This is a genomic window from Melioribacter sulfuriphilus, assembly GCF_052656625.1.
The window spans coordinates 26,437-43,698 of the sequence record NZ_JBQXXK010000001.1 but is presented as its reverse complement, the minus strand read 5'-3'; the positions used below and the strand labels follow the sequence as shown (position 1 = coordinate 43,698).

General features: G+C 37.4%; 13 protein-coding genes. All 13 read right to left on the bottom strand.

The features are described from left to right. Positions 1-3 precede the first annotated feature (3 nt). Positions 4-1,656, bottom strand: a complete 1,653-nt coding sequence (locus tag ACUN8G_RS00160) for a S41 family peptidase (RefSeq protein WP_437346614.1) — start codon at positions 1,654-1,656, stop codon at positions 4-6. Then, a complete protein-coding gene (tmk, locus tag ACUN8G_RS00155; protein WP_437346613.1) occupies positions 1,653-2,276 on the bottom strand; it encodes a dTMP kinase in 624 nt (207 codons plus the stop codon). The genes ACUN8G_RS00160 and tmk overlap by 4 nt, the downstream gene beginning before the upstream one ends. 4 nt (positions 2,277-2,280) lie before the next feature. Then, positions 2,281-3,192: a CdaR family protein gene (locus tag ACUN8G_RS00150; protein ID WP_437346612.1), complete on the bottom strand. Its 912-nt coding sequence runs from the start codon at positions 3,190-3,192 to the stop codon at positions 2,281-2,283. 62 nt (positions 3,193-3,254) lie between these two features. After that, positions 3,255-3,851: a BMC domain-containing protein gene (locus tag ACUN8G_RS00145; protein WP_437346611.1), complete on the bottom strand. Its 597-nt coding sequence runs from the start codon at positions 3,849-3,851 to the stop codon at positions 3,255-3,257. A gap of 7 nt (positions 3,852-3,858) precedes the next feature. Then, positions 3,859-4,140: an ethanolamine utilization microcompartment protein EutM gene (eutM, locus tag ACUN8G_RS00140; protein ID WP_437346610.1), complete on the bottom strand. Its 282-nt coding sequence runs from the start codon at positions 4,138-4,140 to the stop codon at positions 3,859-3,861. A gap of 60 nt (positions 4,141-4,200) precedes the next feature. Beyond that, complete coding sequence (gene ruvX / locus ACUN8G_RS00135; protein WP_437346609.1) at positions 4,201-4,647, bottom strand: Holliday junction resolvase RuvX; 447 nt, start codon at positions 4,645-4,647, stop codon at positions 4,201-4,203. Next, positions 4,631-6,820 (bottom strand): RelA/SpoT family protein, encoded by a 2,190-nt coding sequence (locus ACUN8G_RS00130; protein ID WP_437346608.1) that lies wholly within the window; start codon positions 6,818-6,820, stop codon positions 4,631-4,633. The genes ruvX and ACUN8G_RS00130 overlap by 17 nt, the downstream gene beginning before the upstream one ends. Before the next feature lie 89 nt (positions 6,821-6,909). Beyond that, positions 6,910-7,536: a uracil phosphoribosyltransferase gene (upp, locus tag ACUN8G_RS00125; RefSeq protein ID WP_437346607.1), complete on the bottom strand. Its 627-nt coding sequence runs from the start codon at positions 7,534-7,536 to the stop codon at positions 6,910-6,912. After that, complete coding sequence (locus ACUN8G_RS00120; RefSeq protein ID WP_445480880.1) at positions 7,533-8,897, bottom strand: FAD-dependent oxidoreductase; 1,365 nt, start codon at positions 8,895-8,897, stop codon at positions 7,533-7,535. The genes upp and ACUN8G_RS00120 overlap by 4 nt, the downstream gene beginning before the upstream one ends. A 72-nt stretch (positions 8,898-8,969) precedes the next feature. Further along, positions 8,970-10,283, bottom strand: a complete 1,314-nt coding sequence (gene der / locus ACUN8G_RS00115) for a ribosome biogenesis GTPase Der (RefSeq protein ID WP_437346605.1) — start codon at positions 10,281-10,283, stop codon at positions 8,970-8,972. A gap of 13 nt (positions 10,284-10,296) precedes the next feature. Then, positions 10,297-11,142 carry a hypothetical protein gene (locus ACUN8G_RS00110; protein WP_437346604.1) on the bottom strand — a complete coding sequence of 282 codons (846 nt, stop codon included), beginning with the start codon at positions 11,140-11,142 and terminating at the stop codon, positions 10,297-10,299. 13 nt (positions 11,143-11,155) lie between these two features. Next, positions 11,156-14,221, bottom strand: coding sequence for a TolB family protein (locus tag ACUN8G_RS00105; protein WP_437346603.1), 3,066 nt, complete (start codon positions 14,219-14,221; stop codon positions 11,156-11,158). Between the two features lie 7 nt (positions 14,222-14,228). Beyond that, on the bottom strand, positions 14,229-17,258 hold the full coding sequence (locus ACUN8G_RS00100) for a T9SS-dependent M6-like inactivated metalloprotease (protein ID WP_437346602.1): 3,030 nt from the start codon (positions 17,256-17,258) through the stop codon (positions 14,229-14,231). Positions 17,259-17,262: the final 4 nt, after the last annotated feature.

The window sequence follows — 17,262 nt, the reverse complement described above, 5'->3', positions numbered from 1 at the left end:
AGTTCAGTCAGCATGAGGGTGCAATAATTTTTTGTATAATTTATCGTTATTCAGAACGGAGAGCGCAGTGTTGAATTGTGTATCGTGTTTCAAAGACTCAATTATCCTGGCAACTCTTCCGTTGCTTCTTGCACGTAACTCTTCTCTAATCAATCCCGCTATTTCACTGCTGTATTTTTCAATTTGTTCATCAACTCTCGAGAGTTGATTTTTTTCTTCATTTTTCAAAATAGTAATAAGGTTTTCGGAAAGGTCTTCAGTTTTAGCCTTTGTTAACAATTCTCTAATCAAACGCAACGAGGGAGATTCATACTTGTAATTAATATTTGACAGATATTTCTTGAACTTATCGATAAGATATCTATCAGACAGCGATTCGAAATTGGCATTTACATTGTTGTTGAATAAATTAGTAGCGAAGCGGAAGAACAATCCTTCAGCCAGCAAATTTTGAATAAGGTCGGATTTAATTGAATTGTCCACTATCGAATCTGGCATTATTCCACCGCCTGAATAAACTTTTCTATTATTGTCCGTTTTGAAAATTGTTCCGTTCTTTTCTTTTCGGTTTTCGAGAAGAATTTTTTGATCACTATAGTTAATTTTTTGTATCGAGCGTCCGCTGGGAGTGTAGTAACGCGCAGTTGTTATTTTAAGAGAAGTATTAAAAGAGAGCGGAACTACAGTTTGGACCAGCCCTTTGCCAAATGAATTCTCACCAATTATAACAGCGCGGTCGTGATCTTGAAGTGCTCCGGCAACAATTTCGGAAGCAGAAGCTGAACCTTGATCGATCAGCACTGCCATTTTTACTCTGGAAGCAATTGGTTCTTCTTCCGAATAATACTTCTTAGTTTGAGATGTGTCCCTTCCCTCGACAGAAACTATCAAATCTCCCTTTTTCAAAAATTTTTCGCAAACTTCAATTGCAGCATTTAACAGTCCACCTGGATTACCTCTCAAATCGAGTACGATGCTTTTAATCTCTTTTTTTTCTCCAAGTTCGATTAGAGCTTTTTTTACTTCTTCTCCTGCAGTACGTGAAAAGCCACTCAATTTCAAGTAAACATTATTTGAATTCGCCGGATAAAATCCATAAAAAGATAAATTTTTTACTTCAATATCTTCTCTTACCAAATTGAACACTATAGGTTCACTTGAGCCTTCTCTGATTACCGTAACCGTAACGAATGTGCCTGGTTCGCCTTTGAGCAGTTCGCTCAAAGTTTCATAATTATCTTTCGATACTTCGACTGAATCGATTTTAATAATAACATCTCCAATTCTCATGCCCTGACGTTGTGCTGAATATCCTTCTATTAAATCAACAATGGTAATGTTATCGTTACGCAGTCCAACAGTTGCACCAATACCGCCGTAAGTGCCTTTAGTAATAATGTCGATATCTTTTTGATGAATATCATCAATAAAGTTCGTATACGGGTCGAGAGATTCAAGCATACCTTCAATTCCTGCTTGCATTAATTTTTCTGGGTCGATGGGATCAACGTAGTTGAGAGAAAGTTCTTTATAGACTCGTCCGAATATATCAATGCTTTTATTTATTTTGAAATAGATATCGTTGTCACTGCGGAAAAACCCGCTGAACAAAAATGCAATTAACAAAACAAAGAATAACTGTCGTTTAGTCTTCATGCTTCTACCCGAATATTCTTTTCAATTTCTTCAACGATTATTTTGTGTATCTCTTCAATTGAAAGTGTTCCGTCAATCTTTTTAAATCGCTTTTCTTTATTGGAAAGTCGAAGATAACCTTTTCTCACATTTTCATAAAATTCTCTTCGTGAAGTTTCGATTCTGTCGAGTTCGTGTTTTTTTACAACTGACATTCTTTTGAAAACCTCGTCGATTGGTAAATCGATAAAAAAAGTAAAATTCGGCACTGCTTTTCCGATGACAAAACTCTGTAATTTTTCGACAAAAGTTCGGGGCAAACCTCGACCGTATGATTGGTAGGCAATTGTGGAATCGTGAAATCGATCCGATATTACCCAGATATTATTTTCGAGAGCTGGTAAAATTTTTTCTTTTACCAATTGAGCCCTGCTTGCTGAAAAAAGTAATAATTCAGTTTCATCGAACATTCCACTGTTCTTTTTATCGAGAAGAATGGAACGGATGCTCTCGGATATTTCTGTACCACCGGGTTCTCTTATTACCAGTACTTTTTCTTTTTTATTTTCCAGATATTTTTTTAACAATTTAACTTGAGTTGACTTGCCACAAAAGTCAAGACCTTCGAAAGTAATGAACATAAAATTATCTCTCTCTGATAATATATTTTAATTTAGACGGGGATGTACCAACTAACTCCATATACTTCGGAATAACGACACGTGGAGTAATCATTTCTTCATCATCTCTGATTGCATCTCTGTAATCGGCAAATACCATGATGTTTTCTTTTGATAGTTGCCCGAGCTTATTAAGTCCGCCTCTCAATATCACACTAACTTTTACAGGAAATACCAACAACTCTTTGTCAGGTGGAGTATTGATAACCTTCACTGGAATTTCTTTTAATTCAAGCTCAATTATTTTTTCCACATCGACTTTAAAACTGCATTTATCTATAGAGTAGTCAACGCCCTTATTTTGAAGCAGTTTAACTTCGCCTTCTAAGGATTCATTTACATTATCAAATTTAATCGAATCTGTTTTTACAGATTCAATATTCCTCAGAATCGACTTAGGTCCCGAGATTATAACCGAATCCGGTATAAGAATTATCTCTGAGGCAAGCCCGAAACCAGGAGCAAAATTTAATTTGAGATTTTTCTCAATAGGCACTTTTTTCGTCACTCGATCATCAATTCTCAGTCTAATTTCAGAAGGAATTATTTCAACTACCGAGACAGCAGAACCGATCCACGGATTGTTTTCAAATTCATTTTTCAGATTAATCGTGTGCCTCCCTCTGTTGTTAGGGGATGAAACATAGAATTTATGTTCGCCGCTCAAGCAGACTTTAGCCAGTTCCCATCCTTTGCCTTTTAAACGAATGTAGACGGATTTATTTGAAAGTAACACAGGTGCATGTTTTTGTGAATGTTTTAAAAATTCAATTGAAGCATTAATAGTGCAGACATAATCTTCCGATAGGGCGATGGAACCCCATAGCACAATTGAAATAATTATTACGGAAATAATCGGTAAAAGTCTATTCTTCATGGTTTAAATATAAAAAAAGGCTTTATCAAAAGCCTTTTACATAAATAATTTTGAGACTACAGTTAGCTTCTGAGGCTATCAAACAATTCAATAAGAGTTTCCCTATTGGCTTTCGAAATTTCTCTCCCTTTTATAGGAAAATTCGGGAAAGCACGAGCTAACCTTCTGAGCTTATGTACATTTAATTTAGATAATTCTTCGAGTGGTGGAACCACTGTTATCTCGCCGCTACTGAAGAAATTGTCTTCTTCCAATTCCTCGTTCTCAAGTTCTTTTATTGCCTCATGCTTTAGCGATGCCAGGTGATTATCAATTTTATTTGGCTCTTCGGAATTTTCCTGGATTGGTTGTTCGGTATTATTTCTTTGCTTTTCGATTTTATTTTCGTGATCGGGTATTAACAATTTGTCGATTTGCTCATCTGGCCTTGGGATTACATGAACCGATACTAACTCTCCTACACGTTGTGCTGCGGCTGCTCCTGCATCTACGGCGGCTTTAACAGCAGCAACTTCCCCAATAATTTCTATTGTAACAAGTCCGGCTTTTACTTTTTCTTTACGGAGTAATTTTACATTAGCTGCCTTGAGTATAGCATCGGCAGCTTCGATTGCTGCTACCAAGCCCCTGGTTTCAATTAATCCTAAAGCCAGTTGCATCTTTCAATTACTTTGGACGTTTGGGAAGGATCAATTCAACATCTGTATGAGGACGAGGAATAACGTGAACAGAAACCAATTCACCAACACGTTGTGCAGCTGCAGCACCAGCGTCTGTAGCAGCTTTGACGGCTCCAACATCACCACGAACCATAACGGTTACATAGCCGCCGCCAATGGTTTCTTTCCCGATTAATTCCACTTTAGCAGCTTTGACCATTGCATCTGCTGCCTCGATGGCTCCTACCAATCCTTTGGTTTCGATCATGCCAAGTGCATCAAGTGTCATATGAGGGCTCCATATTGTGTTTAAATTTTGATGTCAAAATAGCTTATATAACTAAAAATGTCAATTTGATTTTTTCCGGAGATAATCTTCAAGCAGAATTGCTGCGGCATTTTTATCGATCAGACCTTTATCTCTCCTCTTTTTCTTCGTAGGCACGCTTTCGATTATTCTCCTTTGTGCAATGTGCGATGTGTATCTTTCGTCTACGAATTCAATTTCAATACCGCATGCATTTTGAAGTTTCTGAGAAAAATCTTTTACTATTAGCGAGACTTTAGATTCTTCCCCGCTTTCTTTCAGTGGATTACCGATAATAATTTTTGTTACGTTATATTCGTCGATCAGTTTCAATATGTTGGTGATCAAATTGGCATCGTTGTCGAGAGTAGTAACGGGATAGGCAAAGATATTCAGCGGATCTGTTACAGCCACACCCACACGTTTTTCGCCGTAATCGAGCGACAATATACGGGATTCTGTTACAGACATATCATTGATTTTCGGCATCGAACCGCTCAACAGAGTAGACGCCCTTATTTTTTTTGAGTCGTTCAATCAATTTATTAAGGTGATTAAGATCCTTTACATAAACTGTTATAGTACCTTTAAACATTGAATCCGCAGTGGTAAAATTGACAGATTTTATATTTGTGTTTTCAAAAGTAGTAATGCTGTTGGAAATATCTTTCAGTACACCGGGCATATCTTCGCCCTTAATAATAATGCCTGCCACAAAGTAAGAACCATCAGTTTTGGGCCAGTTAACAGGTACAACTCTCTCTTCGTTGTTTTTTAACATATTGATGAGATTCTTACAATCTTTACGATGAACTTTAATTCCTTCGCCGATGGTCACATAACCAATTATTGGATCGCCAGGTATTGGGTTGCAACATTTTGCATAACTTATTGACAGTCCTTTCTGCTCGCCTTCAACCACCACACCACCGGCAGTATGACGCGCCATGTCTACAAAACGATCGAATTCAAGTTCACTGCTTTCTTTCTGGCTTTCTTGTGTTTGTAAATTTAGAGCTGTATTCAATAAATGGTCGAGGTCAATATGGTTCGAAGCAATAGCTTTATAAAAACTTTTTACATTTTCAAATTTCAGCTTTTTTGAAAGTTTAACAATATCGTCAGGGGTTAAGGTAAGTTTATATTTTTTTACTTTCTTCTCGAATATATCTTTACCGTTTTCAATTAATCGCTCTTCTTCTTTATTTAAATATTTGCGAATGTGACTTTTTGCTTTGTGAGTTTTTACGAACTGCAGCCAGCTCTTATTGGGATGTTGATTTTTGGAAGTGATAATTTCAACCTGGTCGCCGCTGTGTAATATTGTGTTCAAAGGAACAATTTTGCCGTTAACTTTGGCACCAATACAATGATTACCAATGTTACTGTGAATTTCATAAGCGAAATCGACCGGAGTGGAATTAATGGGCAACCTTTTAAGTTCACCTTTTGGAGTAAAAACGTAAATTTCATCCTGGTAAAGATTAAGTTTGAAACTGGCAAGTATTTCTTTTGTAGCTTCATCTTTTGAAGCATTTTCAAAAATATCTCTTACCCAGCTAACCCATTCTTCGAGTTCTTTATCTGTACTCGTAATATTTTCTTTATATTTCCAGTGCGCTGCCACACCTCGTTCAGCAATTTCATGCATCTTGCGCGTTCTAATTTGAACTTCGACAAGTTTTCCTTCGGGACCGATAACAGTAGTATGAATCGATTGATAATTGTTTTTTTTCGGTATCGAAATAAAATCCTTAAAACGATCCGGTATCGGTTTGAAAAGTTCGTTGACAATTCCCAGCACAAGATAACAATTGTTCTTATCGTCGCTTTCCAGAATTATTCGTATAGCAAGTTTATCGTAAATTTGTTCGAATGGTAGATTTTGAGTAACCATCTTTCTGTAGATACTGTAAAGATGTTTGGGCCGTCCACTGATTTCGAATTTTAGATTATATTCTTTCAGTTTTTCGGACACTGGTTTAATAACTTTGTTGAGGAAAGCTTCTCTTTCTTTACGAGTGTCGGATATTTTTTGGGCTATACTGTCGTATGCTTCTCTATTGAGATACTTAAAAGCGAGGTCTTCCATTTCCCATTTAATGGCGCCGAGACCGAATCGATGGGCAAAAGGAGCATAGATTTCGAGCGTTTCTTTTGCAATTCGTCGTTGTTTTTGAGGACTGACAAATTCAAGAGTTCGCATATTATGGAGGCGGTCGGCAAATTTAACAAGTATGACGCGCACATCCTTAACCATCGAAAGCAAAAGTTTACGGTAATTTTCGGCTTTTATTATCTCCTGCTCTTTAAACACGCCGCCAATTTTGGTTACACCATCGACAATTTCGGCAACTTCCTGCCCGAACTCTTTTTCAATAAATTCGATATTAATTCCTGAATCTTCTACGACGTCGTGTAACAATGCGCTTACGATTGAGATGTCGTCGAGTGGAATTTCTCTGGCAAGAATCATTGCCACTTCATAAGGATGATTGAAATACGGTTCACCGGAAGCTCGGAAGTCGTTTTTATGCGACTCGTAGCTTAAATGAAATGCTTTTTCAATCAGAGCTTCGTTAACGACTCTTAAATTTTTACGGCATACTTCAAGAAGCTCGTCAAGCATTTTTTTATGTTTAATACCGATTACCGTTTCCATGTTGAGCTAATTTTTATTGAAATTAAGCGAAAATATTTGAAAAAAACAATTGTCACGAATTTATACACCTTTGCAGCAAAATAAGTTCTTCAGAAGGTGCCAAACGTTCTATCTCCTGCGTCACCCAAACCGGGGACAATATAACCGACTTCATTTAATTCTCTATCGAGAGCGGCTGTAAAAATTTTAACATCGGGGTGCTCTTCTTCCATTTTTTTGACTCCCTCCGGCGCTGCTATCAGACATGCAAGGTAAGCTTCACCTGCATTTCGTTCTTTCAAATATTTAAATGCCGCTGTGGCACTTCCACCTGTTGCGAGCATTGGATCAAGCACAATGGTAATCGAAGTTGCAATCTCCTTCGGTGTTTTATAATAATAATCTTCCGGCATTAAGGTTTTTTCGTTCCGCTGCAATCCTATATGCCCCACTTTAGCGTCGGGTATCATATCCAGAAACGAATTGACCATACTGAGTCCTGCACGCAACACCGGTATAAGAACAACCTGTTTTTGTAATTTATAACCCGTAGTAGTCTCCAGCGGGGTAACAACTTTTATTTCGTCAAGTTGAAAATTTTTAGATATCTCAATTGCGATCGAATAAGAAATTCTATCCAGCGCCGCTCGGAAGTTAGGAGGGTCTGTATCTTTATTACGCAAAATTGTTATATCTCTTTTTACAAGTGGATTATCCACTATAGTAAGATTTTTCATTTTCTTGCCTCGTTTGCTTTTCTTCCCAAAATCGACAATAAATTTATGAATGGTGATAACGGTGGGGTGTAATTGTAATCGACATCGCTCAATTTAAAGACCGGTATTTTATTGTTTATAAAGACTGATATGATATCCGCATGACCTGCAACTTCCTTTCCACCCACGAACTGCGCACCGAGAATATTTCCGGTATATTTCTCGAATAAAATTTTTCCGAATCCATTTCTGCTGTCTGGCATAATCTTTACGAGATTAGGAGCTGTAGCGTAAACGGAATTGAAATTAAGATTATATTTGCGAGCCGTTGTGCAACTGATTCCAACTGTCGCAATGTAATAATCAAAAATTTTCAAAGTAACATTCGGGACAACACTACGTACAATAGCATTACCGCCGGCTGCATTTTCACCAGCGATATGACCGTAATCTCTGGCAATTGTTGCCAGCGGAATATAATCGTATCTATTTGTAATCCGATTTTTCACTTCGATATTATCACCTGCGGCAAAAATATTTGGATCGGACGTTTTGCATCGAGAATCAATTTTCAGCCCACCGTATTCGCCTATCATTAAGCCGGCAGCTATGGCTAAGTCGTTATTCGGTTTTACACCCGCTGTTAGCAACACTAAATCGATCTCGATATTCCAGCCCTGATATTTTATGGCTTTAATCCAATTGTCTTTGATGATTGGTTCAATACCAGCAGCCTCCCCATAAAATTCTATCTTGTTCTCTTTTAGAACTTCGTTTATAATATTTCCAATTTCCACACCTGAGTTTGGCAACGGTAAATTTTCTCTTTCAAAGAGTTTGACTGAAAAACCTTTCTTTCTGAAAGCTTCAGCTGCTTCCAGACCGATGTACCCAGCTCCTATTACAGCAACATTTCTAATTTGATCATTTTTATGCAGGAAGGTATCCAGCTTTATTAAGTCGGAAACGCTTTTTAATGTAAAGAGATTATCTAACGATTTGTCAAATTTTGGAATGTAAACAGGTTTTGAACCCGTAGTCAATATTAATTTATCGTATGGATATTCAATCTTTTGATTTGTTATTTTATTTAAGACTGAGACTATTTTATTACGTCTGTCGATTTTTTCCACGTGATGGTTAACATAAACTTTAACACCTTTTTTTTGTTCGAAACTTTCGGAATCAAAAAGAATTAATTCCCTGGCATCTGAAATTTCGCCTGAGAGTGCATACGGTATTTCACAGGTTCCTGTTGAGATGAAAGGACCGGCTTCGAATAAAACAACATTTGAATTGGGGTCTATTCTTTTAGCTTTTGCTGCTGCCGCTGGACCTGCTGCATTGCCACCAACAATAATTATATTTTTGGGTGAATACAAAACATAACCCACAAATTATTTCAAATAAATATAATCAATTCCGATGTGTTTTGGGTAGGTTGTGGTAATTTATTATTTGTCTTTTATACTGATAGTGATCGGTACACCTTCGAAACCGAAATGTTTTCTTATAAGCCTTTCAAGAAAGCGTTTATAATTTTCCGGCACATACTTATGTTCGTTTGCAAAGAAAAGGAAAATCGGGTAATGTTCGCCTACCTGAGTTATATATTTTATTTTTACTTCTTTGCCAGTAGGAGTGGCAGGTGGTGGAGTTTTTTGAATTTCCGGCAGTAGCGTTTCGTTTAAATGGTTCGTGGGAATTTTTTTCTTTCTTTCTTCGTGAATTTTAAGAGCCAGGTCTATTAGTTTAAAAATCCTTTGTTTGGTAAGAGCAGAAATTGTAATGATTGGCACATAATCGAGCGTGGCAAGTTCTCTTCGAACAGCATCTTCAAAAATCTTAGCAGTATTGGTATCCTTTTCAATTAAGTCCCATTTGTTGATGGCAATAATCAAACCTTTACGTCGACGTACTGCTTCCTGGATAATCCTTTGGTCCTGATTTTCAATGCCAACTTGGGCATCGATAAGCAAAACGGCAACGTCACTGTTCCAGAGAGCTTTGAAAGTACGAACGTTCGAAAAGAATTCCACGTTTTCTTTAATCTTCGATTTTCTTCTTAAACCAGCTGTATCGACAAGGATGATTTCCTGTCCGTAGTATTTCATAACCGAGTCGACACTATCTCTGGTGGTACCAGGAATATCGGTAACGATTGAGCGGTTGTAACCCAATAAAGAATTTACAAGGGACGATTTACCGACATTTGGTCTACCGATAATCGAAAGTCTCAAGCGAGGGTCGGGCTTTTCCGATACATTCGTAAAATCGAGGCTTTCGATCAGATCGTCGAGTAGATCGCCCAGGTTTCGTCCATTGATGGCGGATATATCGTAAATTTTTTCGATACCTAAACGGTAAAAGTCGTTTTTAATAATTTCAAGTTCGGGACTGTCAGCCTTATTGACTAACAGAAAGTTTGGTTTGGTAAACTTGCGAAGATTCTGAGCAATTTCAATATCGAGAGGAGTAAGGCCGCTCTTACCGTCTACGACGAAAAAAATTGCATCGGCTTCCTGGAAAGCAATTTCTACCTGTTCTTTTATAGCAGCTTCAAAAAGGTCTTGAGAATTTGGCACCAGTCCACCCGTGTCGATTACACGAAATTTTTTGCCGTTCCATTCTGCCTCGCCGTAGATACGATCGCGCGTAACGCCGGGTGCATCGTCCACAATTGAAGTTTTGCTTCGTGTCAATCTGTTAAAAAGTGTTGACTTGCCAACGTTCGGTCGGCCAACTATTACAACAACGGGTTCATTCATATCATCTTATAGATTAAAAATTATATTGCAAATTTAATTGAGGGAAATAGTAAGTTCTATATCCTACATTTATTTTATTGAGTTCAGCATTAACTTTGATATTTTTATTATAGCTATTTGCCGTGAGCGCCGCATCGATAGCACTAATTATATGATTCGTAAAAATAACAAGTACGGCTTTATATGCAACGTTATAGAAATCGTTGGCTTTACCTCGTTCTTTTGAATAGAAAATAAAATTTTCTGTCAGAGGGTCGCCATATTTATAAGGAGTATTTTCGTCGCCAAAGTCGTCCCAGCCTACATTAAACTGAGGATATTTACCGATCATTTCATAATATTGCTGGTCTCCATATGGGGCTAAGCGATGTGAATAGTAGCTGCCTAAAGCATTTTCCAATTTATTTAATTCTTTCCAATTGACTGTTCCGTCTGAATTAAACACAAAATAATTTCCTGGATCGACTGAAGGATTAATTTCACTTGCATGGGCAATAGTCCACTTAGCATAACGAGTTACGTCCCAATGTTGATCGGCAAAGTTCTGAAATTTTATCGTCTGGTCGTCGCCCTTTTTGTCATAAATCAATCCGACAGTAATTGCCGCAGCTTCCACTGCTACAAAAAGTGCACTCTTAAGATAGCTATTGGAATAAAATTGTCCCGCTCCAGGAAATGCAAAAGAAAGAAGCGCCGCTGTAAATGGAGCTTTCTTCTGATGATTATTGGATGCATCGTTGGTTAAATCAGCAGAAGTCTCTTTGAAAGAAATCTCTGAATCAAGATACAAGCTGCCGGTCAAGTTTGACTGCGCTCTTATTGAACTGGCAATAAGTAATATCAATAATACCTTTTTCATTTTCGTACCCAAATTAAAAATTAAAGTCGAACAAAATACCACCGTAAAAATTCCATTCTTTGCCGTAAGTTACATCTTCATTTAGAATAGTTCTTGTAAATCTGTCGAAAGAATATGCGGCATTTAAAAAGAAACTTGTCGGGAATAGGTAGAATGAATTCATCTTTATTCTAAGTTCTAAGCCGGCTCCTTTTTTAAAGTTATCCAGTTTAATACGATTGCCATGCCAGGCATTACCAAAATCTGCATAGAACGACATATAAATCTTATCTATATAAAGATGACCTAACCGTGTATCGATCTCCTTAAGAAGTGGGAACCGATATGTTAGATTTATCCATGCAACTTCATTACCGTTAACCGAATAAAACGGGTAACTTTTCATTCCGATCAAACCGCCAAGATAAAAATCGAAAAATTCCGGTACGTCTGGTCCTAGAATGCTACCAAAGCGCATTTGTGCTGTGAGCGTATGCTCCATATAGACCCGCATATACTCTTTCCAGTTTAATTCAATTCTGTGAAAATTGTAGTTTTTGTAGACCGGCTTCAATATGCCGTCGGCAACTTCATAAGTGCCGTCGGGATTATAGCGGTTAAATTCATAATCGTATTTAAGTTCAATTTTTCTACCTACTGGATTTATATCCGAGTCTTTTGTTGGAATAATACCTTCGTGACTGAATTTTAATTGGAAATCGTTGCCAATATAATACGTATCGTTTGTAGATGGATAGAGCAAACTTGTATTCGGAAATATAAATGCATCCAGTGTCGCGGTATAGCTGCTGAATACGTATCTAAACTCCAGCATATTCCCTGCCGTAATAATTTTATGCCGGGCAAAGAAATCGGCTTCGAATAAATTGTATGTGACGTCGGTACTCGTTCGCAGAGAAGTATCGAGCGAGTCGAAGATAATGTCCGTATTGGTTTTTCTACTAACACTATAAAGTTCGATACCCATTTCAGGTCTTAGTCCCAGGTTAAACAATAATGGAAGTTTATCCCTGTATTCAAAAGAGAGAAATAAATCGCGTTCGAATTTTTTATTTATAGCCCCACCGCCGAAAATGCTGAATCTGTTCAAATAATCGCTCGAAGCCGCATAAATACCTGGTTTTATTCTATCGGCAAAATTATTTGACGTAATATAGTTGTCGTAACGAATAAAAGGAATTATGCTGAAACGGGAAAAGTAGCCTGAATATTTAGAGGGTTTAACGTCGGGCAATTCATAATCGTTGTAGTTTTTTAGACGTTCTATATCGAATCGAACGAGATCGCCCTTCGGCTTATCCTTGTCCAATGGCGGATTACCGATCCAGACATATTTTTTATTGTCATCTACTTTAGCCTGACTTTCTTTATCGAGCAAGAATATTTTAAATCCATCAGAGGTGTAACCGGAATAAATAACATTCCCTTTTTTATCGACATCTGGTTGAAAGGCACCACCCACAACGTTTGAAATTCTTGTAGTTTTTTGAGTATTAAAATCATATCGATAGAGATTAAAGATGCCAGTAATATCAGAAGCAAAAATCAAATTACCTTCACTGTCAAAAACTGGATCACGGTTGTCGTGGCCATTTTGTATTAAAACACTATATCCGGTTCCATCTGTATCCACTCGGGCAATTTCTCTCGAATTTTTCAGAGAGTATCCAAATACAATATACGAATCGTCAGGTGAAAATTTAGGATTATAAACCTGTTCACCGTTATTAAAAAATGTCAGCTGTTTAAAATTCTTCCCGTCAATATCGACCGTACCGATATTGGATGTCCCATCTTTTTGAAAGACGAATACAATTTTAGATCCATCGTTGGATACACTGGGGTTGTTGGCTCTCAATCCGTACGTAAGCCTTGTCGATTCTTTATTGCTTATATCATAAACATACAGGTCATGAATATTATTCCAGCGGGGATTATCGTCGCTCAACTTTGCATAAATTATTTTGTCAGTACCGGGAATAAAAGCGACAGTAGAGCGCACCATAGGTATAAGCAATTTTTCTTCCTTAGTATTAAAATTGTACAAATAAACCGAAGAGACACCGAAATAGTCGCTGAATTTATTCGATACATAAACCATCTGAGAACCGTCTTCGGAAAAAGAAGGATAAAAATTTCCGAAACCAACTGGAGTAATTAAGTTACCTTCAATACGATTTTCTAATACATTTTTAATTCTTTCCTGGTAATCATTTCTAAGAAATGTGCTCCATTCCGTATAAAGTTGATTACCGGAAATATTGAGAGTTTGTTCAATGGCGGCATCAATAGTAAAATTTGCAAGTTCTCTCAAGCGATTGTTAATTTCAACTAATTTATCCTCGCCGTATTTTTGTGCGATATAACGAGTAAGAGCAAAACCGGCGTTATAAACAGATTCGTTGCCAAGACTTGTTTTTCCAAATACGCCCATTTGATTCCAGGAGAGCATATTTCCGTCGAGGGCATAACATCTAAGGATCATATCCCTGTGAGTATCCCAATTATCATAGTCAAATTCTTTGCGCATATATTGAGCAGTGCCTTCGGCAAACCAGGCAGGCACATTAACAGTGGCTATTGGATAAGAAGCTATAAAATTGGGGAAGCCGTATAAAATGTCGGGACGTCGTTTGTCTTCATAATTCATAAACTGAAGGTAAACGGCGGGTACTTTTCTTCCAACTTTCATTGCAGCTTGAATCTGAACCATGTGAGTAAATTCATGAGAGATAACGTTCCTCAACCAATTGTGCGAGCCGCGCAAATCGAAATCCAGTGCAGAAGCCCATATTTCAATTTTATTGTCGAAAAAATAGGTTGCGCCATTGGAATAATCGTCGATATCCTTAATTACAAAATGGACTTTTTCGGGTTCGTATCCGTATAATGACGTAATTGGTCCCCATACTTCTTCGGCTATCTTAAGTACTGTTCTAGCTGTTCTTTCGGCTTCTGTATGATAATGAACAAAAACATGCTCGCCTTTCAAAGTATACCAATCGTATTCGGGATTATACTCATTGAATTGGGCTATTAGAAGAAACGGGGTCAACAAAAAGAATATAAATATTCGCATAAGGCTTCTATTTGATGATTGCAATTTTGATTAGTTTAGTAGCTGTTTTATTTAACGAGGAAGCATTAATACGCGCGAAATAAACTCCACTCGGCACGTCGGAAACATCCCATCTTATTTCGTTATCAAATCCGCCTCGTCCGACACCACGAAGCTCTGTCACATAATCCCCAGCAGCATCAAAGATAATAACTTCGATTTCTGAATCTTCAGCCACAAAATACCTTATATACGTTTCGTTACCATACGCTGGATTTGGCCAATTGTAGGCTTTGCTCTCCGGGAAATATTCTGCACTTTCATTTCTTTCGGGCAATTGAATAGTATATGAATGATTTAGTCCACCAATTGAATGCCAGCCATTCGAAGGATTCTCAACAGCAATAAACCAGCTGTTTAAATAATTGTTTGAATCGATTGCAGCATAGATTATACCGGATTTAAAATCTGTGATGCTTTGACTATTTGTACGGAATAAAACAGGCGGGACTATTAAAGTCGCTCCCGTTGACAGCGGAAAATCACTCAACAACTCAGCGCTTGTAGCGTCCCATGCATAGAGATTGCCGTTAACAGAACTAGCTATTATATCCCAAACTTCATCATTGTTCAAATCAGTTGTTAATATGTAATCGTTTAATTTTTCTGTCACCGTTAGCGGAAAATTATCGTTTAAAATACCGTAACCGTTGTAGGACAAAATTTTATTGCTATCGGCTACAATTATCGAATATGTCCCCGCAATTTGATTTACTGAAATTGCAAAGTCTTTTATCTCAGCAGTTGTATTAATTGCAAAACTGTTACGGATGCCACCATCGGTTATTATATCAAATATATTATTGTCGTTTAAGACTATAAACTCGTCATTACCGTCCTGCCTTACTAATGTTATTAATTTTACCGGTTTACCACTTAATTTTATTACAGTGCTTTTCAAGCGATCGGGCAGTGAACCATTAATAAAAAATCCACCATCAGTAATCAAAGCAAATTCATTTTGTATGCTGTAAGCTGAAACCTGCACAATTTTACCGTATTCATTGAAATCAAATGTGTTATAACTACCTGTAAAATGCTCCACTCTCAACAATCGGGAAACATCAGTTCCCATTAAGGTATAAGAATTCAGTTCGTTGCATGAAATGGGAGTTACAACTCGCGAACCTTCGTTTTCAGAAAAATTAAAACTGGTTTGCGAAATAATTTGATCGAGGGTAGAATTCAATCTAACAGTGTTAAATTGTCTAATATTTGCTCCTAATATGAAAATATTCGAAGAGGAGCGAAATATCGAGGGATTGACTTCAGAAAATTCAGGGAACACTAATGTAAATTTCGATTCGATATTACGAATAAGCAAGTCTTGATTGTTAATGAGGAATATATAAGGGAGGTTATCGAGTCCTCCGACAAATTTATAATTGCCGTCCAGGCGAATATTTTCGAGTTTGATAAACTTATCGCTCCCGATCTTAAAGTCGAAAGTCATTACATTTCCAGGTGCTGAAAAATTATCGAGGGTAATAAACGATTTAGCACCGGAGTTAGAATTGCTGTTTGGTTTTGTATCGCTGCTGAATCGATTTTTATAAAAACGAGCTTTATTTCCATAGTACCATAAGTCTTCTTCGCCTGCGATGCCATATACTTCGCCGAGTACCGTATTGAACAATTCTCCGATATCCTGAATGCCGTCTGCCTCTTCTATATCGACGCCTTTGTTATACAAATCAGCATTAATTTTATTGTCAGCATATTTTTCGCTTATAATTTTTTCATCGACGTGCCAGATAACAATTCCGTTAGCAGGCACAGCCCAATCGAATTCGTCTACATCCACCACTACACCGTGTAGAGTGTCGGCGTTGTCGAATCTGAATCTGCCCGTGTCCTTTTGAGTATGAAACGTATAAACATTGTTACCAATTTTATAAGTAATTGTTATTCCGTCTTTATTAACATCGCGCTGACGATTTTCTACCAGGAAATATTCATGGTCGTTTATTGGAATTTTGACGATTACCGTGTCGCCTGCCGAAGCTGCAAGTTTTGCCGTAAGATGAACATTATTGATATTCGATTGCAATATAACCGGATCTACCCACCCCAGGAATATTTTTTCCCAGGGAGAAGGCTCCGGTGGGAACAAGCCGCTATAAGCAAAAATTGCATTCCCATCCATCAATCCAAATCGATCGATTGCCGTAACTCCCGTTTCGGTATTGAACAGGTCTGGTAATCCTAAATAACTTCCAATATTTGATACGATCAAACCGTTGATGGACATCTGGTAAAGATATTTTTTCCCGAAAGATTCAACTTCTTTCGATTCAGTTGAGGGAAGTATAATACTGTTACGTATCTTAAAATTTTTCTTAACAGGGAATCCGGAAAAATTTATGCCCAGATACTTTTGAAGGGTGTTAAATCCAAGAAATACAGAAGGCAAATCCCTTTCATAGCCGATCTTACCAGTGGGATAAAATGCAGCTCCAGCTCCGGCATGAAAAATTGTAAAGAGGTCGTATTGAGAAAAATCGATATCGGTATATATCGAATCGGCTAAAGTCCAGACTTCCTCAGTAAATTTTGCAAGTCCACTTAAATCGTCGGGATTGTTCAACGGTGGAGCATAGTTACGCATTGTTTGTGATACTGTAATAATGTCGGGCAGTACTGTATATTCGATATCCAATTGACCATTAGAAACTTTTTTAAAATAATTTTTAGCAAACTGGAGGTGATTTTCGAAATAAATGCGGTCGTGTGGTAAGGGATCAATTATAGTATCGCCGTAGTTTTGAGTATAAATCGAACCGAACTTACCATTTCCGTAAGTATATTCATCGTTGTCCTCCTGAAACTCGACCATAACAGCCAGAATCTTCAGTTTGCCAATAGCAACATTCCTGGTAGAAATCTGAGGTAATGAATGAGCTTTTGTGAATTTCTTTTCGCTTTTCGAAGCGGCAAATAAAAGGCCGGGAATCAATATTCCCAGCCAAAAAAATATTTTGAAAATTGATTTATTCATAATC